Origin of the sequence: Marinobacter sp. RI1, assembly GCF_041155085.1 — a bacterium.
Classification (GTDB): domain Bacteria; phylum Pseudomonadota; class Gammaproteobacteria; order Pseudomonadales; family Oleiphilaceae; genus Marinobacter; species Marinobacter nauticus.
Map to the genome: position 1 here is coordinate 864,923 of NZ_AP031605.1, position 22,361 is coordinate 887,283.

Consider the following 22,361-nt stretch of genomic DNA (forward strand, 5'->3'; position numbering starts at 1 on the left):
CCAGCAGGTCCGAATTGACGTGAATGATAAAACCGAGACAATCGCCTCAGGCTGGCGCGCGTTCCAGCACATCCTGGCAGCTCGCGGCCATCGCCGGCTGGTCTTGGTTGAGGGCGATCGGCAGGCTGCGATAGCCCGGGTAGCCGGGCTCTTGCCGGAATTGTCGGCCGCGCAGGGGCTATGGGTCGGTCGTGAACAGGATGCGATCATGGCCGGGCTTGGCCATATCCGTGTCAAAGATTACCGGCGCGTACTGGGGCAGGAGTTGCCAGTTCTGGTCTGGGATGGCTGGGAGGGAACGTCTCCAGACGCCTTTGCGGCACTGTCCGGCACCTTGCGGGCGGGTGGGTTGCTGTTCTGGCTGATGCCGCCGTTGGCGCAGTGGTCGGATTTTGATGACCCGGACTATAGACGAACCGGACTGGACCGGGCCAGCGGCCATCCCTTCGCCGCCCGGTTGGCAACGGTACTTGCGGAAGATCCCGATGTCATTCGCCTTGCGGCGGACAATGGCACTGTGCCTGTTCTTAATCGGCCGGAGCCGGGCAGGGCGGACTTTCAACCCGGGCAGACGGCCGAGCAGCAGACGCTGGTTGCTGACGTGGTGCGCGCTGGCCAGGGCCGCCGCCGACGGCCGCTGGTCATTACTGCCGATCGCGGCCGAGGCAAATCGTCGGCCCTTGGCATGGCTGCTGCCCGCTTGCTCGAAACCGGCCGGAAACGGGTGCTGGTAACGGCACCTTCGGCTGATAACGTGGCTACCCTGTTCGCTCACGCCCGGCAGGCACTGGGTGATGCTCTGGCACTGGATACGCCGACCCATCTGACCACCCGGTCCGGTCATGAACTTTGCTTTCTGCCGCCACAGGAGTTGCTGTCGCAGCGGCCGGAGGCGGAAGTGGTCTTGGTTGATGAAGCGGCGGGTTTACCGGCCCAGTGGTTGAAAGCCGTGTTGCTGGGCTGGCCGAGAGTGGTGTTTGCCAGTACGGTGCATGGCTATGAAGGTACCGGCCGGGGCTTTGCCTTGCGCTTTCGACAGATTCTGGAACAGGAAACTCCGAACTGGCGCGCCGTCAGCGTTCGCGAGCCCATTCGCTGGGCGCAGGGTGACCCGCTGGAGCGACTGGTTTTCCAGCTGTATCTGTTATCGGCAGACGCGCCGGAGCCACAACCGTTCATCGCCGGCGACGTGCGCATTGAACGCTGGCAACCTGCCGCGGCCAGCGAACAGACCCTGTCGGAGGCGTTTGGTCTGCTGGTCAATGCCCATTACCGGACCACGCCCGCCGATCTTCGGCAATGGCTGGATGACCCCGCCGCGATGACCTGGCGGGCCAGCGTAGAGGGGCGGACCATTGGCTTGCTCTGGGCATCCACTGAAGGTGGCCTGGCTCCTGATCTGGCTGAAGAGGTGGTCGCTGGAAAACGGCGGCTCAGGGGCCATATGCTGGCCCAGTCACTGGCCAATCATGGCGGCGCCCCCGCCGCTGCTACCCTGAAAACCCTTCGAGTGGTCCGCGTAGCGGTGGCGGAATCGGCACGCAGGCTTGGGGTCGGCCAACGGTTGGTGGCGGCTGCCCATGAGGCCTGTGTTCAGGATGGGATGGATGCATTGGGTACCAGCTTTGGCGGCGAACCGGGTTTGTTGGCGTTCTGGCACCGATGTGGCCTGCGCATCGTGCGTATGGGTCTGAGCCAGGAGGCGTCCACCGGAGAGTTTCCCCTGCAAATGCTGATGGGCACCTCTGAGCCGGGGCAGCAACTTCAGCAACAGCTGAGCAGCCGGTTCGCCCGACACTGGCAACATCTGGTGTCCCGCCATTGGTGCCAGCTGGACCATGAACTATTGCTGGCCATCTGCGACGCCCTGCCATCATCGGCGAGGCTGGATGACGATGATCGACGGGATCTGACTAACTTCGCGTATGGCTTTCGCGGCTTTGAGCTCACCTTGCCGGTTTTGCAGGAGCTCTCTGCCTGCAAGGGTATGGCTCAGCGAATTCAAAGCCATCCGGAGGCAAAGCTCTGGTGTCGTGCGGTATTGCAGGACTGGTCCTGGGTGCAGTTGCAGGAGGCCGGCCTATGCCGGGGCCAGCGCGATGCAGAGGCGCGGCTGCGGTTGCTGGCTCGAGAACTTCTGCAAAACGAGACGGAGTTGTGACCGGTTCGATTTAATTCCGGTGACTGGCTGAGCAGAATAGCTGCAAAACGCAAACAAGAGACTTACGACATGGGCAGGGACGCGAGCAGCTATTTCCACCTGGTATTTTTCCTGGCACTGACGCTGCTGGCCGGATGCAGTACAACCGGGTCAGCACCTGAAACCGGAGAGGCCGGTGCCGGCCCGGAGGAGCTGATGGCTGCGGTGCGCGCGAATGAGGATCGGGCGGTACTTGAGCTGCTGTCCAGCGGGGTAAGGCCGGATGCCCAGGCCGGAGCGGAGCAAACCCCGCTTATGGTGGCTGCCACCAACGGTAACCGCCGCATTGTCCGTTTGCTACTGGCTGCAGGCGCAGAGGTGAATGCACGCAGTGCCGACGGCAATACCGCGGTGATCCAGGCTGCTGAAAATGGTCATCTTGCGGTGGTCCGGGCCTTGCTGGCGGCGGGCGCCAACGTGAACGTCAGCCAGGGTGGCGAATCCCTGTTGATGAAAGTGGTGGCCAGCGGTGACCTTCTGACCGCCGAGATGCTGCTGGCGGCCGGTGCCGATGTGCACTATCGCCGGGCGGATGGCACCACCGCTCTGGATCTTGCCCGCGCCAGCAACAATCAGGATCTTGAAATGCTGCTGGTGCAGGCGGGCGCCGCCCGCTGATTCAGAGACTGTCCAGCATCATTGGGTCGGTCGTGTCATCCCACACCGGCTGAAAATGCCGTTCAACCACCTCTTGCGGCACTTCGGCAACCGAGGGGTAAGACCACTCTGGGGCGCGGTCCTTGTCGACCAGCAGGGCGCGAATGCCCTCGGCCAGATCGGGTCTCCGGGTGCATTCTTCGGCCATGGCCAGTTCCATACGGAACACATCTTTCAACGACATCTGCTGGCCTTTCTGTATCTGGTGCCAGATCAGCCAGGCGGTGACTGGGCAGCCGGTCTTCAGGGTATGGATGCACGCCTGCCACCAGGGGTCGGTACTCTCCGAATTCCCCAGTTTTTCAACGATGGCCGGTAGCTCATCGCCTGCACTCAGGCGTGCGATGGTCTGTTCGTGCTGTTCCAGGTGCCCCGGAGCCAGCGTGCGGTAATCCAGCGCTTCCAGCTGGTTCAGCAGGCGGAACAGGCGGTTGTCGTCGGCGGCGGTTTCACCGCTCCAGCGTTCCTCCTGCAGCCTTTCAAGCAGGGCGCTGCTCTGGTCTGCTTCGATCACCATATCAGCCAGGCCCACTCGCAAGGCGTCGGCGACATTCAGTCGAGCGCCAGTCAGACCCATAAACAATCCGAGCCGGCCCGGGAGACGGTTCAGGAACCAGCTCGCGCCCACATCGGGAAACAGACCGATGCTGATCTCGGGCATTGCCATGGAGACATTCGGGTAGATTAACCGGTAGCGGCAGGCTGCCAGCAAGCCCAGGCCCCCGCCCATGACAATGCCGCCGGCCATGCCCACCACCGGCTTGGGGAACCGGTGCAGGGTAAAGTCGAGACGGTATTCCGCCGCAAAGAACCGCGCGGGCGCGGCTTTGTCGCCATCGCCTGTCAGTGCCGGGTACAGGGCCCGGATATTGCCTCCGGCACAGAACGCCCGGTCTCCCGCCCCCTGCAGAACCACCAGGCAGATACGGGAATCCTCGGCCCATTGCGCCAGCGCCTGCTGTGCCTGGTTGACCATCTCCTCGGTCAGGGCATTGAGTGTGCCCGGCTCGTTCAGGGTGAGCAGGCCGATGTGTCCTTCCCGGCAGGGGAGCTCCTGTACCTCAACTGGCATGGCTTGGTTCTCCGGTGGTATCTCTGATTGGGTATTTGTGGTTTGTTCGTACTGTCGTTCACAATGCTCAGGCGTAAAAGAGGACTATGGTCGCACGAAAGTCCTTGATCTATCACATTTGAGCTCACGGGCGGGTGTGCTATAAGTGAAACCTGAGTTACTGACCGGTTTTATGCCGGAATGTGAACGTTAAAACGATGAGAGGGTTAACACAATGAATCTGAAGCATCTTGCAGTAGCGGGCCTGTTCGCAGCTGGCGCGATGGTACCGGTCGCTTCCATGGCCGCGGGTGACATCGAAGCTGGTAAGGCCAAGGCCGCCGTTTGTGCCGCGTGCCATGGCCAGAACGGTATCTCTCAGGTGCCCATCTATCCGAACCTGGCTGGCCAGAAAGAGCAGTACCTGGTTGCAGCTCTGAAGGCGTACAAGGCAGGCCAGCGTCAGGGTGGACAGGCTCCGGTGATGCAGGGTCAGGCCACAGCCCTGAGCGATGCTGACATTGCCAACCTGGCAGCTTACTACGCCAGCCTGCCGGCCGACGGCGGCAAGTAAGACGTTGTGTTTGTCAGTGTTGCGGCTCAGGCCGCACCACTGACAATGCGATAGCTCGGACGGTAGGCTGAGGATCCGGGTAGCTTCATCCGGTTCTGCGCCACGAACTGCTCCAGCATGGCCTCCAGAGGCTTGATCAGCGTCGGGTCGCCGGCAATTTCAAACGGCCCTTTCTCCTGCACCTGCCGGATTCCGCTTTCCTTCACGTTACCCGCCACAATCCCGCTGAACGCTTTGCGCAGATTCGCCGCAATCAGGTGAACCGGTTGATCGCGATGCAGTTCCAGGGCCCGCATGTTGTCATGGTTCGGCTCGAACGGTAGCTGGAATACCGGATCTATCTTCAGCATCCAGTTGAAGTAGTAGGCATCCTGCATGGCGCGGCGGAAAGTCTCCACGTCTTTCATGCCCTGCTTCATGGTCTGGGCGACCCGTATCGGATCATCGATGATGATCTCGTATTTGCTGGCAGCCTCATCGCCCAGGGCGTTGCGGATAAACTTGTCGATCATTTCGAAGTATTCGGCATTTTCCTGGCGGCCGGTAAACACCACCGGGAAAGGCAGGTCAACGTTGTCCGGGTGCAGCAGAATGCCGAGCAGGTACAGAATCTCCTCTGCGGTGCCCACGCCGCCCGGGAATACAATCACACCATGGCCACAGCGAACAAAGGCCTCGAGACGCTTCTCGATATCCGGCATGATCACCAGCTCGTTTACAATCGGGTTCGGCGCCTCGGCACCGATAATGCCCGGCTCAGTAATGCCGATGTAACGGCCATTCTTCACCCGTTGCTTGGCGTGGCCGATGGTGGCGCCTTTCATCGGGCCTTTCATGGCGCCCGGGCCGCAACCGGTGCAGATGCTCAGGCCGCGCAGCCCCAACTGGTGCCCGACATCCTTGCTGTACTGGTACTCGTCGTGGCTGATGGAATGGCCGCCCCAGCACACCACCAGGTCTGGCTGACGCCCCGCCTCCAGTACCCTGGCGTTGCGCAGAATGTGGAACACCAGATTCGTTAGGTCTTCGGGGTTGTCTTTGCGGAAGCCGGCCACGCTGTTGGGCAGGGAGTGGCTGTAAACGATATCGCGCAGTACAGAAAACAGGTGTTCCCGGATGGCGCGTAGCATTTCGCCGTCCACAAAGGCGTGGCCGGGCGCATTGATCAGTTCCAGTTTCAGCCCCCGGGGCTGGGGCACCAGCCGTACATCGAAATCGGCGTGGGCTTCCATCAATTCCTTACAGTCGTCGGTTTCGACGCCGGTATTGAGCACGGCCAGTGCACACTGACGGAACAGGCGATACAGACCACCCTCGCTCTTGTCCTTGAGCCGGTTTACCTCGTAGTTGGAAAGGATCTCGAGGCTGCCCTCGGGGGAGACCAGGGCATTCATGGTGGTTTCAGTCATCGTTGGTGAAGCTCCTGATGGTTTCGGCAATGACGGATTTTGAGCCAGTCTGGCGAAAGGGTACACTAAGGCCTTTCTGGCTTTTACGCCACCCGACGTTATTCCGATCAAAGTCTTTTTTATGAAATTGCTGATTCGTCCCGCCCCGGAAGTGGCTATCAAGAGTAAACCCGTTCGCCAGCAGCAGATGCGCCAGTTGCGGCAGAATATCCGTAAATTACTGGCCCGGCTGGATCCGGAGATCCGTGTGGATGGCAGCTGGGACCGGGTGGACGTGGATGTGCCCGATGGCCGCAGCCTTGCCGGCCCGGTGATTGATGAGCTGGTGCGCATTCCCGGTATCTCGACCATCCAGGAGATCGGGGTGTTTCCGTTTGTCGATCTTGACGATGTGGGCGAAAAGGCGGTGCAGGCCTATGCCGAACGCCTGAAAGGCAAGACGTTTGCCGTTCGCGCCCGCCGCCATGGCGATCATGATTTCCGTTCCATTGACCTGGAGCGTTCAGTGGGCGCGGCGTTGTTGCAGGGCTCCGACGCCAAAGGCGTAGATCTGAAATCACCGGATTTGGAAGTTCGTATTGAGGTAAAGGACGACAGCTACCATATTGCCCATCGTCGCCACGAGGGTCTTGGCGGTTATCCGCTGGGGACGGTAGAAACGGTGATGACGCTGATTTCCGGCGGCTACGACTCGTCGGTGGCTGCCTACCTGATGATGCGCCGTGGTATTCGCAGTCATTATCTGTTCTTTAACCTGGGCGGTGCGGCCCATGAAGTGGGCGTGCGCCAGGTGGCTCACTACCTGTGGGAGCGTTATGGTTCGTCCCACAACGTCAAGTTTATTTCTGTGCCGTTTGAGGGTGTGGTCGCCGAGATCATGCGCTCGGTCAACCATCGCCACTGGGGCGTGGTGCTCAAGCGGATGATGCTCAAGGCGGCTGCCGAGATCGCCCGGGATTACAACGCTTCGGGTCTGGTCATGGGCGATGCGGTGGCTCAGGTCTCCAGCCAGACCCTGACCAACCTGAATGTGGTGGACCGTGCCAGTGACGAGGTGGTGCTGCGCCCGCTGATCGCCATGGACAAGCAGGAAATCATCCGAATTGCCAAGGACATCGGTACCGAGCCGTTTGCCCGCAACATGCCGGAGTATTGCGGCGTGATTTCCAGCAAGCCGGTCACCCGTGCCAGGCTGCATCGCGTGGAGGAGGAAGAGGCGAACATGGACCCGGCCGCCCTGGCCGATGCCATCGCTAACCGTACCGACACCATGGTCAGCCAGCTCCTGGACAGCACCCAGACGCCGGAAGATGTAGAGTTGATCCAGACGCCGTCAGTAGACGACGTGATTATCGACGTTCGCCACCCGTCTGAAGAAGAGCGCTCGCCACTGACCCTGACCAACAACGATGTGCTCAAAATTCCTTTCTACGAGCTGAATCAGCAGGTGGCGGAACTGCCGGGCAACCGCCAGTACCTGCTGTACTGCGACCGGGGCACCATGAGCCGCATGCACGCCGGCCACCTGAAGGCTGAGGGGCATGGCAATATCAAGGTGTATGCCCCGGCGGTCTGATCAGCCTTCCAACCCCTTGAAAAACTGCTGGACGTTCTCGCTGAGGGCGTCCAGATCATACCCGCCTTCCTGCACCACCAGCGTGGGCAAGCCCAGCTGACGAAGGTGCGTGCTCAGCCGGCAGAAGCCTTCGGAAGTCACCGATACTTTCGCCTGCGGGTCGTTCTTGTAGATGTCGAAGCCCAGGGTCAGGATCAGCACATCCGGCTGGTACAGGCGAATGGCGGCCAGGGCTTCATCCAGTTTGGCGAAGAAATCCTCCTCGCTGGAGCCGTGGGGCATGGGCAGGTTGATGTTGTAGCCATAGCCTTCGCCTTCCCCGCGTTCGTCCTCGAAGCCGCTGACCACCGGATAAAAGTTGGTGGGGTCGCCGTGGATGGAGATGTACAGCACGTCGCTGCGGTCGTAGAAGATCTCCTGAATGCCCTGGCCATGATGCATGTCGGTGTCCAGGATCACCGTTCGCGGGAACCGGCTCTTCAGATGCTCGGCTGCGATGGCGGCGTTGTTCAGGTAGCAGAATCCACCGGCGGCATCCTTGCGGGCGTGATGGCCTGGTGGCCTGCACACGGCGTAGGCGTTGCGTTCTCCGGCGATCAGCGCGTCGGCGGCACCCAGAGCGGTCTGAGCCGACCAGTAGGCCGCTTTCCAGGTATTCTCACCAATGGGGCAGCTGCCGTCTGCCAGGTAACAGGCGGCTTCCGCCAGGATGCCCCGCATGGCGTTGGGGGAACGTACGAAAATATTCGACATTACCTCGTCGCCCCAGTCTTCCATTTCCATCCAGCGCCGGTGGGCGGATTCGAGGAATCGCAGGTAACCCAGGTCGTGCACCTTGGTGATCGGGCCGGCGCCCTGGTCGGCCGGCTGCAGTACCGGGATGCCCATGGCTTTCAGGCCTTCGAGCATCTGGCCGGTGCGATCAGGCACCTCCTGAGGCTGGCGCATCTGGCCTCGGGTGAAATACGTCTTCGGGATGTGCAGGTCCTGCGTCGGATGAAAAAATGCTTTCATGAATCCGTCTCCTTGGGGTGTCAGGGAGAGCCTGTAAAAACTCTCCTTCGAGTATAGGCAGTCACCCGCCCGGGTCAAAAATGACGGCCAGGAAATCTCCCCCTGACTTTACAGGCCGCCACTCAGGATCCACTATGAAAGGCACGCGTTGCTTATGAACTTCGCCCCGGTCCGGGGCGTCACCAGTCATGCAAGAGGAGCCGAGATGATCGAGTCACCACTACTGGAAAACCTCACAGGCTACATTGGCGGGCGCTGGAAAGACTCCGCCGGCGGTGCCACGTTCGACGTTTACAACCCGGCCACCGGCTCGGTGATTGCCAAAGCGCCGTCGATGCCGGAGGAAGATGTTGTGGCAGCGGTGGAGGCTGGACAATCAGCGCTCCGGCTCACCAATCCCTGGCCGATTGAAACCCGCCGCAAGTGGCTGGAGGATATTCGTGACGGCCTGAAAGAAAACCGCGAAGAGATTGGCCGCATCCTGTGTATGGAGCATGGCAAGCCATGGAAAGAAGCCCAGGGCGAGGTGGATTACGCCGCCGGTTTCTTCGATTACTGTGCCAAGCACATCAGCGCGCTTGATTCCCACACGATTCCGGAAAAGCCCAAGGATTGCACCTGGACGGTTCACTACCGGCCCGTGGGCGTAACCGGGCTGATTGTGCCCTGGAACTTTCCCATTGGCATGATCGCCAAGAAGTTGTCGGCGGCCCTGGCGGCGGGTTGCCCCTCGGTCATCAAGCCGGCCAGCGAGACGCCGCTGACCATGATCGCCTTTTTCAGCGTGATGGATAAACTCGACCTGCCGGATGGCATGGTCAACCTGGTGATGGGTAAGGCCAGCGTGATCGGTAAGGTACTGTGTGAACATAAAGATGTACCCATGCTCAGTTTCACGGGCTCTACCGAAGTGGGCCGCAAACTGATCGTAGACACCGCCGAGCAGGTGAAGAAGCTGGCACTGGAGCTGGGTGGTAATGCCCCGTTCATCGTCTTTGACGATGCCGACCTGGAGGCCGCCGCCGATAACCTGATTGCCAACAAATTCCGCGGTGGCGGCCAGACCTGTGTCTGCGCCAACCGGATTTTTGTGCACGAAAAGGTGGCGGATGCCTTTGGCCAGAAGCTGGCCGAACGTGTGAACAAGATGACCGTCGGTGACGGCATGAACGATGGCATCGACATCGGCCCGCTGATCAACAAGCAGGGTTTCGACAAGGTGAAGCGGCACCTGCAGGACGCCCTCGACAAGGGCGCCAGCCTGGTGGCTGGCAAACAGCCAGCGGAACTGGGTGATGGCCTGTTTTTCCCACCCACGGTGGTGCAGGGCGTGGACCGGGAGATGTGCTGTTACCAGGAGGAGACCTTCGGTCCGTTGGTGCCCATGGCGCTGTTCCGGACTGAGGAAGAAGTCATTGATGCCGGTAACGACACGGAGTTTGGCCTGGCCTCGTACGTGTTCACTGCCGATGCCGAACGTGCCCAGCGGGTGGCTGCCGGCCTGCGGTTTGGTCACGTGGGCTGGAACACCGGCACCGGGCCGACACCGGAGGCGCCGTTTGGCGGTATGAAAGCCTCGGGTATTGGCCGGGAAGGTGGTCTGGAAGGGCTGTTTGAATTCGTGGAAGCCCAGACCGTGCCGAGGGGTTTCTAGTCAGCCGGTCTTCAAACAGCAAAAAGGCGAGCTTCGGCTCGCCTTTTTGCGTTCTGCACGGCAGAGATCAGGGCGTCAGGATAACCTTGACACTGTCGTCCACATCCGCGGAATCGATGTAGCCGATGGCGCCTGGTGTGGAGGCGACCTGGGCCTTCATGCCCGAAGCACTGCCGGCTTCCGCCGGAGGCTGACCACGACCGGTGAACACCTGCTGGGACCAGAAGGCCTTCAGTTGGGCGTCGTTACGGCCGGTCACCTTGTCATGGAATTCGGCACGGGTGGCGTTGCCTTCCGGGAGTTCAAACGGGTTCGCGCTCTGGCCATTTGGCAAGGCTTTGCTGCGGTTCAGATACAGATCCCGTACTTCGTTGGCGCTGATGCTGTCCGGGCCGGACGGGTTGCCGATCACCACGACTTCAGCCAGGGCCAGGGGGCTTGCCAGCAAGCTGGCCGCAAACAACAGGCTAAGCTTTTTCATGGGGCCTCCTTAGAATGCCGAGTCGATTTTGAGGGTGTAGACGTTGGTGCTGTCCGTGCCCGAAGCCAGAATATAACTTGGGTTCAGGTTGCCAGTGCCCTTTTCGAAACCACGGGAATGGGTGTAATCGGCTTTGATGGCCACGCCCGGAGTAATGTCCCAGCGCGTGCCGATGCTGAAGTCTTCACGCTGGAAGTTCAGGATGGATTCGGGGGCGATCGGAGTGCCTCCTGTCGTTGTAACAAATCCGAGTCGCTCATCATCGTCCTTACTTTCAACCCAGCCAACTGCGATGTACGGCGTCCAGCTGCCAAACCGATGGCCGACAGACAAGTAGGCGGAGTCGGTATCGGCAAATTTGCCATCCACTTCAACGCGGGTGACTTCACCGATGATTTGCCAGGCACCATCGTCGTAACTAGCGCCGATGCCATAGAAATTGCCTCGTTCCCCATCGGCAATGACCGTATCTACGCTTACATTAGCGGGGGCCTGGGCTCCTAGCCGGGTCGCATCAATATCCGCCTCGGCGGTCGCCGCCACACCACGCACAGTCCACACGTAGTCGGTCCAGGTCAGGTTCATGCCTGCGATGTTGCGCAGCTGCACATCGCCGGAGTTGCCATCTTCATCGGTAAAGCCGGTGAAGCCGGTCGCGGTCAGCGAGGAGTTGTCGAAATTCAGGTTGTAGCTGGCATCCGCACCGACATAGCTGGTCACGGCAATCGGGCCATACACGCTCTGGGGCGGGCGCGCCCACGGCTGGGCGTAGCCGACTTCCAGGGAGTCGGAGTACATGAAGAACGGAATCCGCATCTTGCCGGCCCGAATCTGCAGGTTGTTGGTGGGGCGGTGGCTCAGATAGGCCCACTCCACCTGGGGTTCCCAGTCATCTTCGCCCCGGCCGACCAGTTGCATCACAATCTGGCTCTTCTGTGTGACGTCAAAGGTGCCCTGCAGGGCGAACAGGCTCAGATCCGCCACTTCGGATTCGTCGGTGATTCCGGCGTAACCGGCATCGTTGCTGGCCCGGGCGAAACCGGTGCTGAAAAAGCCGTTGAAGCGAATGCCGGTGTCTTTCGCGGAGTTCAGCTGTTGTTGCATGGCATTCAGCTGCTGCTGCATGCGCTCGAGGGTGTCCTCGGTACTCTGTGCCAGAGCCGGGGTCGCGGCAATGGCGAGCGCCAGGGGCGCTGCAGTAAACAGTTTTTTCATCAGGAGTTTCCTTTTTCTGGGGTTTTACTTAAACGCGGAACTGCCCGGCCACGCTCTGCAAGCCATTACTGACGTCCTGGATCTTGCGACTGACCGTATCCAGCTCATCGGTGCTTTCCATCACGGCCTCGGCGTTGCGATGCATGTCGCCCATATGGCCAGTGACTTCGCTGAAGGTGGTGCTTTGTTCATAGGTGGCCGCGGCAATCTGCTCGTTCAGTTCGCTGATCTGCTGAACGTTCTCAAGAATCTTGCGCAGGACCTCGCCAGACTCGGTGGTGGCATCCACGCCCTGCCTGGCCATGTCTACGCTGCCTTGCATGGAATGCACGGCGGCGCCGGAGGCTTTGGAGAGTTCTGAAATCACCTGCTGGATTTCTTCGGTGGCCTTGTGGGTGCGCACCGCCAGGCCGCGTACTTCATCTGCGACCACTGCAAAGCCCCGGCCGTGTTCGCCGGCGCGGGCGGCTTCAATGGCGGCATTCAGGGCCAGCAGGTTGGTCTGCTCGGCCACGGTCTGAATGGTTTCCAGCAGACCGCCCACCTTCACGGAGAACTCATCGAACTGGTTGACCAGGCTGGCAGTGTTCTCGATTTCTGCCATCAGTCGCTGGATGGTCTGTATGTTGCCCTCGACCTTCTGTTGCCCGGTGGTCGCAAACTTGGATGCGTCCTGGGTCTGGTCGGAGGCGCTGGAGGCAAAGCCCGCCACTTCCTCAACGCTTTTTACCAGCTCTTCCACGGAATTGCGGGTGGAGGAGATGGCCTGGGCCTGCTGGCTGATGCGTTCAAGATTGGTGCGGCTGGTGCTGCCCAGATGCGTGGCGACGCCGTTAAGCTCACCGATATCCTGCTGAATGGTGGCAAAGGATTTATGCAGTTTTTCAACAAAGCGGTTGAACTGGTCCACCAGATCCCGGAGTTCATCCTTGCCGGTGTACTCGATGCGGGAGGTCAAATCGCCTTCGCCAGAAGCCATGTTCCGCAGGGAACTGATGATTTGCTGCAGGCTGCCGGAGACCGATCGACCGATAATCAGGCTCAGTGCAATCAGGACAACCAGGGCGACCACCACGATCGTCACGGAGACGGTAGCGGCTTCGCTGCTGGCCGCCGTGGTGTCGTCGATGGCCTGGGTCAGGCGGCTCTCCATGGCATTACGCATCTGGTCGAGATCCGAGCGCAGGCCCGCCAGGCGCTCGGCGTTGGCGGATGCTTCCTGGCCTATGCGACTGAAATCGGCGGTGCCCTCGATAATCGCGGTGGCGATGCGCGTGGCGGTGCTGTAGTAGCCGTTCAGCTCGGATTTCAGCGCTTTTACGTCGCTCTGCTGGCTCGGGTTAAGCTGGGCAATGCGGTCAAGATTCTCAATAATCTCGGCGAGTTGCTCTCGGGTAGCCGCGATCTGCTGATCGTCGCCTGTGGTCACGGCGCTGTTGATCTGGTTTTCGATGAGTTGCAGCAGACCCCGGTTGATGGTGGAGAGTTCCAGGGACGGATAGAGCTGGTTGCGCACCTCACCCAGTCGTTCCGAGTTGTTTCGTTCCGTGATGATGGAAAAGGCCTGGCTCACTACGAAAGCCACCACGGCTACAATCACCAGCAGCGCGAGTTTGTGTGAGATTTTGAGAGATGAAAGCATGTATGAAATCCCTGTATGCGTGGCCCACAACTCTGAACGGCGCGAGTGTAGGTTGTTTTTTGAATGCATGACACGGAATTAATGTGTCAGTGTGTTAAGTGCTGTATCGGCCACACTGGCTGTCTCTTTAAGCCTAGAGCCTTGAATTGGCCTGTATATACTCTTGAGGGGGTAGTTTGTGCCAGGGGAGGCAGCCGGGCTCTTGGCTGGTATACTGGGCTGTAAATTTAACCAGTAATGAAGCCTTGCTCCATGGATGTCTCTCATATTATTGATTCCCTGAACGACGCCCAGCGCGAAGCGGTGACGGCGCAGAACGACCATTTGCTGGTGCTGGCCGGTGCCGGCAGTGGCAAAACCCGCGTGCTGGTGCACCGGATGGCATGGTTGATGTCGGTTGACCGGGTGCCGCCCACGTCCATTCTGGCGGTGACTTTCACCAACAAGGCCGCCAAGGAAATGCGTTATCGCGTGGAGCAGATGATGCAGATTCCCACCCGTGGTCTGTGGATCGGCACCTTTCACGGAATTGCCCATCGTTTGCTTCGTTCCCACTGGAAAGACGCCGGCTTGCCGGAAAACTTCCAGGTGTTGGACAGCGACGATCAGTTGCGGCTGATCAAGCGGGTGATGCGGGAAAACCGCATTGATGAAAGCCAGTGGCCGCCGAAACAGGCCCAGTGGTTCATCAACAGCCAGAAAGACGAGGGCTTGCGGGCGGATCATATTCAGGAGAATCCGGGCGATCACTTCACCAACACCATGCTGAAGATCTACCGCCAGTACGAGAAGCTCTGCCAGCAGGGCGGCTTGGTGGATTTTGGCGAACTGTTGCTGCGGTCCCACGAACTCTGGCTGCATCGTCCGGAATTGCTGAGTCACTACCAGCAGCGCTTCCAGCACATACTGGTGGACGAGTTCCAGGACACCAACACCATTCAATACGCCTGGCTGCAGGTGCTGGCCAGCAACCGGGTGCCGCTGACGGTGGTGGGCGATGACGACCAGTCCATCTACGGCTGGCGGGGCGCGAAGATCGAGAATATCCAGCAGTACCAGCGGGATTTCCCCAATTCCCGGCTGGTCCGGCTGGAGCAGAACTACCGCTCCACCAAGACCATTCTGAAAGCCGCCAATTCGGTAATTGCCAACAACCAGGGGCGTTTGGGCAAGGAACTCTGGACTGACGGGGTGGAAGGTGAGCCGATCAGTCTGTACGCCGCGTTCAACGAGCAGGACGAAGCCAACTACATTGCCGATTCCATCTCGGCCTGGGTCAGCGAGGGCAATCTGCGCAGCGAGTGCGCCATTCTCTATCGTTCCAATGCCCAGTCCCGGGTGCTCGAAGAAGCCCTGATGCGCCAGGGTATTCCTTATCGAGTTTACGGCGGGTTGCGGTTCTACGATCGTCAGGAAATCCGAAACGCGTTGGCTTACCTGCGCCTGGTGCATTACCACCGGGACGATGCCGCCTTTGAGCGGGTGGTGAATATTCCCACCCGCGGCATTGGTGCCAAGAGCCTGCAGGAAATTCGTGAATACGCCACCGGCCAGGGTATTTCCCTGTGGGAATCGTCCGAGCGGTTACTGGCCGCGGGCCAGGTGAAGGGCCGGGCGAAAACCGGCCTGCAGCAGTTTATGGAGATCATCAACATGCTGTCTGAAATGGCTGGGCATGCTTCACTGCAGGGGCTGATGAAGCAGGCGATTGAGTCCAGTGGCCTGAAGGATTATCACGCCAGTGAGAAGGGCGAGAAGGGTCAGGCCCGGGTGGAAAACCTGGAGGAACTGGTCAGCGCGCTGGCGGATTATGATGTAGAAGAAGGCGTAGATCCGCTGGCGGAGTTTATAGCCCAGGCGGCGCTGGATGCCGGCGAATCACAGGCCGATGCCCATGAGGACAGTGTGCAGTTGATGACGCTGCATTCGGCCAAGGGGTTGGAGTTTCCGATGGTGTTCCTGGCAGGTGTTGAGGAGGGTTTGTTCCCGCACAGTATGTCGCTGGAGGAGCCCGGGCGCATGGAGGAAGAGCGCCGCCTGGCCTATGTGGGCATTACCCGGGCCATGAAAAAGCTGGTACTTACTTACGCGGAATCCCGTCGGTTGTATGGTCAGGAGAAGTTTCACGCACTGTCCCGGTTTGTGCGGGAGATCCCGGGTGACTGTCTGCAGGAGGTGCGGTTGCGTAATACGGTGACGCGGCCGGCGATGGTGGAGCGACCGAATGAGAGTCTGTTTGCCCAGGATTCGGCCCAGCAGTCTGGCTTCAGTCTGGGCCAGCGGGTGCGCCATCCCAAGTTTGGCGAGGGAATTGTGATGAACTCCGAGGGCACCGGGCATCACACCCGCGTGCAGGTGAACTTCGATGAGGGCGCCAAGTGGCTGGTGCTGGCCTATGCGCCGTTGGAGGCCTGCTAAGCTTGGTTGCAGGCGTCTTGTAGCCTGATGGTTTTGGTGGTGGCATGGCGGTGGGCACGTCTTTCCAAAAAGCGCTCGAGCCTTCCATGGGCGCTTGTGTTCCGCCATCCATGGCTCCACAAATTTTTGGAAAGACGTTCCCACCGCCATGCTCTGACGTTTCGGCAATCCGAAATAGTCCATGATCCCTGATTTCTTGGAAGGCTAACTCAGAAGTTCGGGGCAGGTATCGGGGTGTGCCTCCCAAAAATGTGTGGAGCCAGGGATGGCGGAACAGAAGCGCCACAGGGATGTGCCGCTAGGAGCGGTTTTTGGGAGGCACACCCCGATACCTGCCTGACTCCAAGGTCAGCAATTCAAACTGCAGACGGTCACATCAAGACGGCGTAGATTACACCCGCCAAAATGATCCGGTAGATCACATACGGCCACATGCCCACCTTGTTCAGCCACTTCAGGAAGAAGTGGATGGCGGTAATGGCCATCAGGAACGAGGTGACGCCGCCGATCAGAAAGCCATTCCAGTCCACGATCACGTCGGATGTTGCCACTTCCAGCAGTTTTACCGCCGACGCCAGCACGATTATCGGAATCGCCAGCAGGAATGAGAACCGGGAGGCGGTTTTCCGGGTCATGCCCAGGAACAGGCCGGCGGTGATGGTGACGCCGGAGCGGGAGGTGCCGGGGACCAGGGCCATGGCCTGGGCGATGCCGACGATAACGGCGTCTTTCCAGTTCAGGGAATCCATGGTGCGCTGGCGTTTCGGCAGCCAGTCAGCGATGCCGAGCAGGATGCCGAACACCAGGGTGGTGAAGAAGATCACCGAGGCGCCACGCAGTTCGTTGTCGATCATGTCGAGCAGGGCCAGACCCGCGAGGCCAGCGGGAATGGTGCCGATCACCAGATACCAGGCCAGGGCGCCCTGGCCGACGATTCTGCGCTGGCCCATGGAGATCAGGCCGTCCCGGGCGATGCCGAAGACATCCCGGCGGAAGTAGAGCACCACGGCCAGCAGCGTGCCCACGTGGACCGACAGATCGAAGCCGACGCCCTGGTCTTCCCAGCCAAAGAAGGCAGGGGTCAGGATCAGGTGGGCGGAGCTGGATATGGGCAGGAATTCGGTCAGTCCCTGGAGGAGGCCAAGGAAAAGGGCCTGGAAAATATCCATTCTTTTGATTCCGGTCGGTGGTGCTGATTAACGGGTTCGACGCTCAAAAAACGAGCGCGATATTAGCAGGGTGGTTGTCGGCTGAACAGGCGCGGATAGCGACGCGCCTGTTCAGCTTAATCGTTCAGGCCGGGAACTTGTCCCGGGTGTTATTGGCGATGCGCACCAGGGCGAGCATCAAGGGCACTTCCACCAGTACGCCCACCACCGTGGCCAGGGCCGCGCCGGATTTCAGGCCGAACAGGGCGATGGCCGCCGCCACTGCCAGCTCAAAGAAGTTACTGGCACCGATCATGGCCCCTGGGGCGGCGATGCAGTGGCGCACGTTCCACAGCCGGGCCCAGCCATAGGCCAGCAGAAAGATAAACACGGTCTGGATAACCAGTGGCACCGCAATCAGCAGTATGTGCAACGGATTTTGCAGAATGACTTCACCCTGGAAGGCGAACAGCAAGACCAGGGTGACGATCAGCGCGGCAGGCGTCACGGGGCTGAGGCGTTTCATAAATACGTTGTCGTACCACTGTTCGCCGTGGCGTGCGATCAGGGTCCGGCGGGTCAGGTAGCCGGCGGTGAGGGGAATCACGATGTATAAGACCACCGACAGAATCACCGTATCCCAGGGCACCTGGATGTCGGAAATCCCCAGCAGGAACACCACAATCGGCGCAAAGGCAAACAGCATGATGATGTCGTTCAGGGATACCTGCACCAGGGTGTAGGCGGCATCGCCTTTGGTCAGGTAACTCCAGACAAATACCATGGCGGTGCAGGGGGCGGCACCCAGTAGAATGGCGCCGGCCAGGTATTCGCTGGCCAGTTGTGGGGCGATCCAGGGTTTAAACACCACCATCAGGAAAAACCAGGCAATGGCGAACATGGTGAAGGGTTTGATCAGCCAGTTCACGATAGTGGTGATAGCGAGGCCCTTCGGCTCTTTTCGCACCCCGACCACGGCGCTGAAATCGATCTGCGCCATCATCGGGAAAATCATCGCCCAGATCAGGATGGCGATAGGGATGGACACCTGGGCGTATTCAAAGCGGGACAGGGTCTCGGGAATCGAGGGGGCAAGCTGCCCGAGGGCTACACCGGCCACAATGGCCAGTGCCACCCACACGGACAGGTAACGCCCGAACAGGTCCAGGCCGCCGTCAGTGGTTTCAACCGTGTTCACATCGCTTTTGCTGCTCATGGCATATCCTTAAATGGAACGTTGGTTCACACGCTTCGACAGTTCTTCGGCGCTTTCCTTGCGTTCGGAGTAGCGGTCGGTGAGGTAATCACTGCGGTCCCGTACCAGCAGGGTGAACTTTACCAGCTCTTCCATGACATCCACGATGCGATCATAGTAAGGCGAGGGCTTCATGCGATCATTGCCATCAAATTCCATGAAGGCTTTGGGCACCGAGGACTGGTTCGGAATGGTGACCATGCGCATCCACCGGCCCAGCACCCGCAGCTGATTAACGGCGTTGAATGACTGGGAGCCACCACATACCTGCATCACTGCCAGGGTTTTGCCCTGTGTCGGCCGAACCGCACCCAGGGACAGAGGTATCCAGTCGATCTGGGTTTTCATGATGCCGGTCATGGCGCCGTGGCGTTCCGGGGAGCACCACACCATGCCCTCACTCCACTGCACCAGTTCCCGCAGTTCCTGAACCTTGGGATGGCTGGCGTCTTCGGCATCGGCCAGGGGCAGGCCGCGGGGGTTAAAGATACGGGTTTCCGCGCCCATGGCTTCCAGCAGGCGGGCGGATTCTTCCACCGCCAGGCGGCTGAACGAGCGTTCGCGCAGGGAGCCGTATAGCAATAGAATCCGGGCTGGATGCTCGGAGGCGGGGGCCTCGAATACCTTCGATGCCGTGGGAGCATTGAACAGCTCAGCTTTGATGTTGGGAAGATCCGCGGTTGGCATGTTGATCGTCGATCCTTTACGTCATCACTGTGTCACACTAATATGCGAAAAACTGCATATTCGAATAAGCGTATATATTGGTCGGTAAATATGAAAGGTCAAGCCCATTACAATCCGATGACCCTGTTCAAGGCCCTGGGAGATGAACTCCGGCTTGCGGCCACGCTGTTGATCCACCGTCAGGGTGAGTTGTGCGTGTGCGAATTGATGGCGGCGTTTGAGGCGCCTCAGCCAAAAGTCAGTCGCCACCTGGCATCGCTGCGTGAAGCTGGCTTGCTGGAAACAGAGCGCCGGGGCCAATGGGTCTATTATTACCTTAGTCCGCACCTGCCAGACTGGATGGAGAGGGTGCTGGAGGAAACTGCCGTTAACAACCCGGCACTGATTAAGCAGCCGCTGGCCAGATTACAGGCCATGGCGGATCGCCCGGCGGTGCAGTGCCTCTGATCATTTATCGCACATACGGATCGCGAAGGTCGCAAGGAGAACATCATGAGCAAGATCAAAGTAGGCATTAACGGATTCGGCCGCATTGGCCGGCTGGCGCTGCGGGCGGCCTGGGGCTGGCCAGAGTTCGAATTCGTCGCCATCAACGATCCCGGCGCGGACACCCACACGCTGGCGCACCTGTTGAACTTTGACAGCGTACACGGCACCTGGAGTCGTGAAGCGATGGCCGATGGTGACGATATGTTGATTGACGGCCAGCGCATCCGGGTAACCCATAACAAGGCCATCGCCGAGACCGACTGGTCCGGCTGCGACCTGGTGATCGAAGCCAGCGGTGTGAACAAGAAGGTGGCTGTTCTACAGAGCTACCTGGACCAGGGTGTCAAGCGGGTGGTGGTCACCGCCCCGGTGAAAGAGCCGGGCGCGAAGAATATTGTCATGGGCGTGAACGAACACATTTTCGATCCGGCCAATGACTGCATCATCACCGCGGCTTCCTGCACCACCAACTGCCTGGCGCCGGTGGTGAAGGTGATCCACGAGAAACTGGGTATCAGGCATGGCTCCCTGACCACCATCCACAGCTTGACCAATACCCAGACCATCATTGATGCGCCCCACAAGGATCTGCGCCGGGCCCGGGCCTGTGGTAGCTCGCTGATCCCCACCAGCACCGGTTCCGCCACGGCGATTATCGAGATCTTCCCGGAGCTGAAAGGCAAGCTGGATGGTCACGCGGTGCGGATTCCGCTGATCAATGCGTCACTGACCGATTGCGTGTTTGAAGTAGAAACGCCGACGGACCGGGATACCGTCAACCAACTGTTGAAAGAGGCGGCTGAGGACGAGTTGAAAGATATTCTGGGCTACGAAGAGCGGCCGTTGGTGTCCATCGACTACAAAACCGACCCCCGGTCTTCCATCGTCGATGCCCTGTCCACCCTGGTGGTCAACGGCACCCATGTGAAAATCTACGCCTGGTATGACAACGAATGGGGCTACGCCAACCGCACCGTCGAACTGGCACGCAAGGTAGGCCAGGCCTGATATGAATGTCGCCATTCGCCAGTACCTGGTGATCACCGGCAATTACTGGGCTTTCACCCTGACCGATGGCGCCCTGCGAATGCTGGTGGTGTTGCACTTTCATCAGCTGGGTTACTCGCCCCTGGAAATCGCCCTGTTGTTCATCTTCTATGAGTTTTTCGGGGTAGTGACCAACCTGGTGGGCGGCTATCTCGGCGCCCGCATGGGCCTGAACCGCACCATGAACACCGGGTTGTTCCTGCAGATTGTTGCATTGGCCATGCTGGCGGTGCCGGCCGCCATGCTCACGGTGCCCTGGGTGATGGTGGCACAGGCGTTGTCGGGTATTGCCAAAGACCTCAACAAGATGTCCGCCAAGAGCGGTATCAAGCTGCTGGTACCGGATGAGCAACAGGGCGCCCTGTACAAGTGGGTGGCGATTCTCACCGGCTCCAAGAACACCCTGAAAGGGGTGGGATTCTTTCTGGGCGGCCTGTTGCTGATGGCCGCCGGGTTTACCGGTGCGGTGATCCTCATGGCGGTAGCGCTGGGGCTGGTGTGGCTGGCCAGTCTGTTCCTGCTGGGGCAGGACCTGGGCAAGAGCAAGGCCAAGCCAAAGTTCAGCGAGATCCTGTCCAAGAGCCGGGCCATCAACGTGTTGTCGGCGGCCCGGATGTTCCTGTTCGGCGCCCGGGACGTGTGGTTTGTAGTGGCGTTGCCGGTGTACATGGCCACGGTGTTCGGCTGGGACCACTGGAAAGTTGGCGGCTTTATGTCCAGCTGGATTATCGGTTACGGTTTTATCCAGACCCTTGCGCCCAGAATCACCGGCCACGCCAACGGTAAGTCCGGTGCCGTGATCTGGGCGGCAGTGCTGGCGTTGGTTCCTGCCGCCATTGCCGGGGCTCTGTTGGCCGGTTGGTCGGCACAGGTGGTGGTGATTGGCGGTTTGCTGCTGTTCGGGGTGCTGTTTGCCATCAACTCCTCGCTGCACAGCTACCTGATTGTCAGCTACGCCCGGGGTGACGGTGTATCGCTGGATGTGGGGTTCTATTATATGTCTAACGCCGCCGGCCGGCTGCTGGGCACCATTCTCTCTGGCTGGGTGTACCAGGCCTACGGGCTGGAAGCCTGTTTATGGATTTCCGCTGCCCTGGTAGCCACAGCGGCAGCGTTGTCAGTATGGTTGCCGGAACGAGCGGAGAAACCAATAGGAGAAAAAGGCTATGTCTGATTCCAATGTGGTGGTCATTACCGGTGCCAATCGGGGTATTGGTCTGGAGCTGGCCCGGCACTATGCCGCTGAGGGCTGCGAGGTCATTGGCGTATGCCGACAGTCCTCGGAAGAGCTTGCCGGTGTGGCGGGTCAGGTGATCGACGGCGTGGATGTCACCACCGATGCCGGCATCGATAAGCTGAAATCCGGTCTGGCGGGCAAGCGTATCAGCCTGCTGATCAACAACGCGGGCCTGCTGCAGGACGAGCAGCTGGGCAGTATCGACTTCGACTCCATTCGCACCCAGATGGAAATCAACGCCTACGCGCCACTGCGCGTGGCCGAAGCCCTGGCGCCTCTGATGGGGCAGGGCAGCAAGATCGCCAATATAACCAGCCGGATGGGCTCTATCGCCGACAACGACTCCGGCGGCCGTTATGGCTATCGGGCCTCGAAGGCTGCGCTGAACGCTTTCGGAAAATCCCTGGCGGTGGATCTCAAACCCAGGGGCATTGCCGTGGCGCAGCTGCACCCCGGTTATGTGAAAACGCGAATGGTGAACTTTGGCGGGCTGATCACGCCGGAGGAGTCTGCCAGGGGGCTGGCCGAGCGCATTGCCAATCTGACTCTGGAGAACACCGGGTCGTTCTGGCACAGCAATGGTGAGGAACTGCCCTGGTGACTTGGC

General features: G+C 59.9%; 19 protein-coding genes. 10 read left to right on the forward strand and 9 right to left on the reverse strand.

Annotation, left to right across the window (positions count from 1 at the left end):
* Positions 1 to 19 precede the first annotated feature (19 nt).
* Positions 20 to 2,161, forward strand: coding sequence for a tRNA(Met) cytidine acetyltransferase TmcA (locus ACAM27_RS03800; RefSeq protein ID WP_369612591.1), 2,142 nt, complete (start codon positions 20 to 22; stop codon positions 2,159 to 2,161).
* Positions 2,162 to 2,230: 69 nt separating this feature from the next.
* Positions 2,231 to 2,818: an ankyrin repeat domain-containing protein gene (locus ACAM27_RS03805; RefSeq protein WP_014422904.1), complete on the forward strand. Its 588-nt coding sequence runs from the start codon at positions 2,231 to 2,233 to the stop codon at positions 2,816 to 2,818.
* A 1-nt stretch (position 2,819) separates the two neighbouring features.
* Here the strand turns inward: ACAM27_RS03805 and ACAM27_RS03810 are convergent, their stop codons facing one another.
* Positions 2,820 to 3,929, reverse strand: coding sequence for an enoyl-CoA hydratase/isomerase family protein (locus ACAM27_RS03810; RefSeq protein WP_222562213.1), 1,110 nt, complete (start codon positions 3,927 to 3,929; stop codon positions 2,820 to 2,822).
* Positions 3,930 to 4,143: 214 nt separating this feature from the next.
* Here ACAM27_RS03810 and ACAM27_RS03815 point away from each other — a divergent pair, with 214 nt between their 5' ends.
* The gene (locus ACAM27_RS03815; protein WP_011787058.1) at positions 4,144 to 4,482 is read left to right on the forward strand and encodes a c-type cytochrome; all 339 of its coding nucleotides are present in this window, start codon (positions 4,144 to 4,146) and stop codon (positions 4,480 to 4,482) included.
* Positions 4,483 to 4,508: 26 nt separating this feature from the next.
* Here ACAM27_RS03815 and ppnN read toward each other — a convergent pair whose 3' ends face one another.
* Positions 4,509 to 5,891: a nucleotide 5'-monophosphate nucleosidase PpnN gene (gene ppnN / locus ACAM27_RS03820; RefSeq protein WP_011787057.1), complete on the reverse strand. Its 1,383-nt coding sequence runs from the start codon at positions 5,889 to 5,891 to the stop codon at positions 4,509 to 4,511.
* A gap of 121 nt (positions 5,892 to 6,012) precedes the next feature.
* Between ppnN and thiI the strand changes: the two genes are divergently transcribed.
* Positions 6,013 to 7,467 (forward strand): tRNA uracil 4-sulfurtransferase ThiI, encoded by a 1,455-nt coding sequence (gene thiI, locus ACAM27_RS03825; RefSeq protein WP_369612592.1) that lies wholly within the window; start codon positions 6,013 to 6,015, stop codon positions 7,465 to 7,467.
* On the opposite strand, the gene ACAM27_RS03830 is transcribed toward thiI, so the two are convergent.
* Positions 7,468 to 8,481, reverse strand: a complete 1,014-nt coding sequence (locus ACAM27_RS03830; protein ID WP_369612593.1) for a histone deacetylase family protein — start codon at positions 8,479 to 8,481, stop codon at positions 7,468 to 7,470.
* 205 nt (positions 8,482 to 8,686) lie between these two features.
* On the opposite strand from ACAM27_RS03830, the gene ACAM27_RS03835 reads away from it, so the two are divergent.
* Positions 8,687 to 10,135, forward strand: coding sequence for an NAD-dependent succinate-semialdehyde dehydrogenase (locus ACAM27_RS03835; RefSeq protein WP_113879109.1), 1,449 nt, complete (start codon positions 8,687 to 8,689; stop codon positions 10,133 to 10,135).
* Positions 10,136 to 10,202: 67 nt separating this feature from the next.
* On the opposite strand, the gene ACAM27_RS03840 is transcribed toward ACAM27_RS03835, so the two are convergent.
* The 3 genes from ACAM27_RS03840 to ACAM27_RS03850 are packed head-to-tail and all read right to left on the reverse strand — an operon-like array spanning position 10,203 to position 13,473.
* Positions 10,203 to 10,616 (reverse strand): substrate-binding domain-containing protein, encoded by a 414-nt coding sequence (locus tag ACAM27_RS03840; protein WP_014422899.1) that lies wholly within the window; start codon positions 10,614 to 10,616, stop codon positions 10,203 to 10,205.
* Between the two features lie 9 nt (positions 10,617 to 10,625).
* Positions 10,626 to 11,831, reverse strand: coding sequence for a hypothetical protein (locus ACAM27_RS03845; protein WP_011787052.1), 1,206 nt, complete (start codon positions 11,829 to 11,831; stop codon positions 10,626 to 10,628).
* Positions 11,832 to 11,859: 28 nt separating this feature from the next.
* Entirely contained in the window at positions 11,860 to 13,473 is a 1,614-nt protein-coding gene (locus ACAM27_RS03850; protein ID WP_014422897.1) for a methyl-accepting chemotaxis protein, read from the reverse strand.
* 252 nt (positions 13,474 to 13,725) lie between these two features.
* Between ACAM27_RS03850 and uvrD the strand changes: the two genes are divergently transcribed.
* On the forward strand, positions 13,726 to 15,891 hold the full coding sequence (gene uvrD, locus ACAM27_RS03855; protein ID WP_369612594.1) for a DNA helicase II: 2,166 nt from the start codon (positions 13,726 to 13,728) through the stop codon (positions 15,889 to 15,891).
* Between the two features lie 371 nt (positions 15,892 to 16,262).
* On the opposite strand, the gene ACAM27_RS03860 is transcribed toward uvrD, so the two are convergent.
* From ACAM27_RS03860 to arsH, 3 genes are all read right to left on the reverse strand, one after another.
* Positions 16,263 to 17,060, reverse strand: coding sequence for an undecaprenyl-diphosphate phosphatase (locus ACAM27_RS03860; protein ID WP_369612595.1), 798 nt, complete (start codon positions 17,058 to 17,060; stop codon positions 16,263 to 16,265).
* A 124-nt stretch (positions 17,061 to 17,184) separates the two neighbouring features.
* Positions 17,185 to 18,255, reverse strand: a complete 1,071-nt coding sequence (arsB, locus tag ACAM27_RS03865) for an ACR3 family arsenite efflux transporter (RefSeq protein ID WP_228224180.1) — start codon at positions 18,253 to 18,255, stop codon at positions 17,185 to 17,187.
* A gap of 9 nt (positions 18,256 to 18,264) precedes the next feature.
* A complete protein-coding gene (gene arsH / locus ACAM27_RS03870) occupies positions 18,265 to 18,981 on the reverse strand; it encodes an arsenical resistance protein ArsH (protein ID WP_011787046.1) in 717 nt (238 codons plus the stop codon).
* Between the two features lie 90 nt (positions 18,982 to 19,071).
* Here arsH and ACAM27_RS03875 point away from each other — a divergent pair, with 90 nt between their 5' ends.
* Genes ACAM27_RS03875 through ACAM27_RS03890 form a run of 4 tightly spaced genes read left to right on the forward strand, consistent with a single transcriptional unit; the run spans position 19,072 to position 22,355 of the window.
* Positions 19,072 to 19,428, forward strand: a complete 357-nt coding sequence (locus ACAM27_RS03875) for a metalloregulator ArsR/SmtB family transcription factor (RefSeq protein ID WP_223268811.1) — start codon at positions 19,072 to 19,074, stop codon at positions 19,426 to 19,428.
* A 45-nt stretch (positions 19,429 to 19,473) separates the two neighbouring features.
* A complete protein-coding gene (locus tag ACAM27_RS03880) occupies positions 19,474 to 20,478 on the forward strand; it encodes an ArsJ-associated glyceraldehyde-3-phosphate dehydrogenase (protein WP_369612596.1) in 1,005 nt (334 codons plus the stop codon).
* 1 nt (position 20,479) lies between these two features.
* Positions 20,480 to 21,691, forward strand: a complete 1,212-nt coding sequence (arsJ, locus tag ACAM27_RS03885) for an organoarsenical effux MFS transporter ArsJ (RefSeq protein WP_369612597.1) — start codon at positions 20,480 to 20,482, stop codon at positions 21,689 to 21,691.
* On the forward strand, positions 21,684 to 22,355 hold the full coding sequence (locus ACAM27_RS03890) for an SDR family oxidoreductase (RefSeq protein ID WP_121207844.1): 672 nt from the start codon (positions 21,684 to 21,686) through the stop codon (positions 22,353 to 22,355). The genes arsJ and ACAM27_RS03890 overlap by 8 nt, the downstream gene beginning before the upstream one ends.
* Positions 22,356 to 22,361 lie beyond the last annotated feature (6 nt).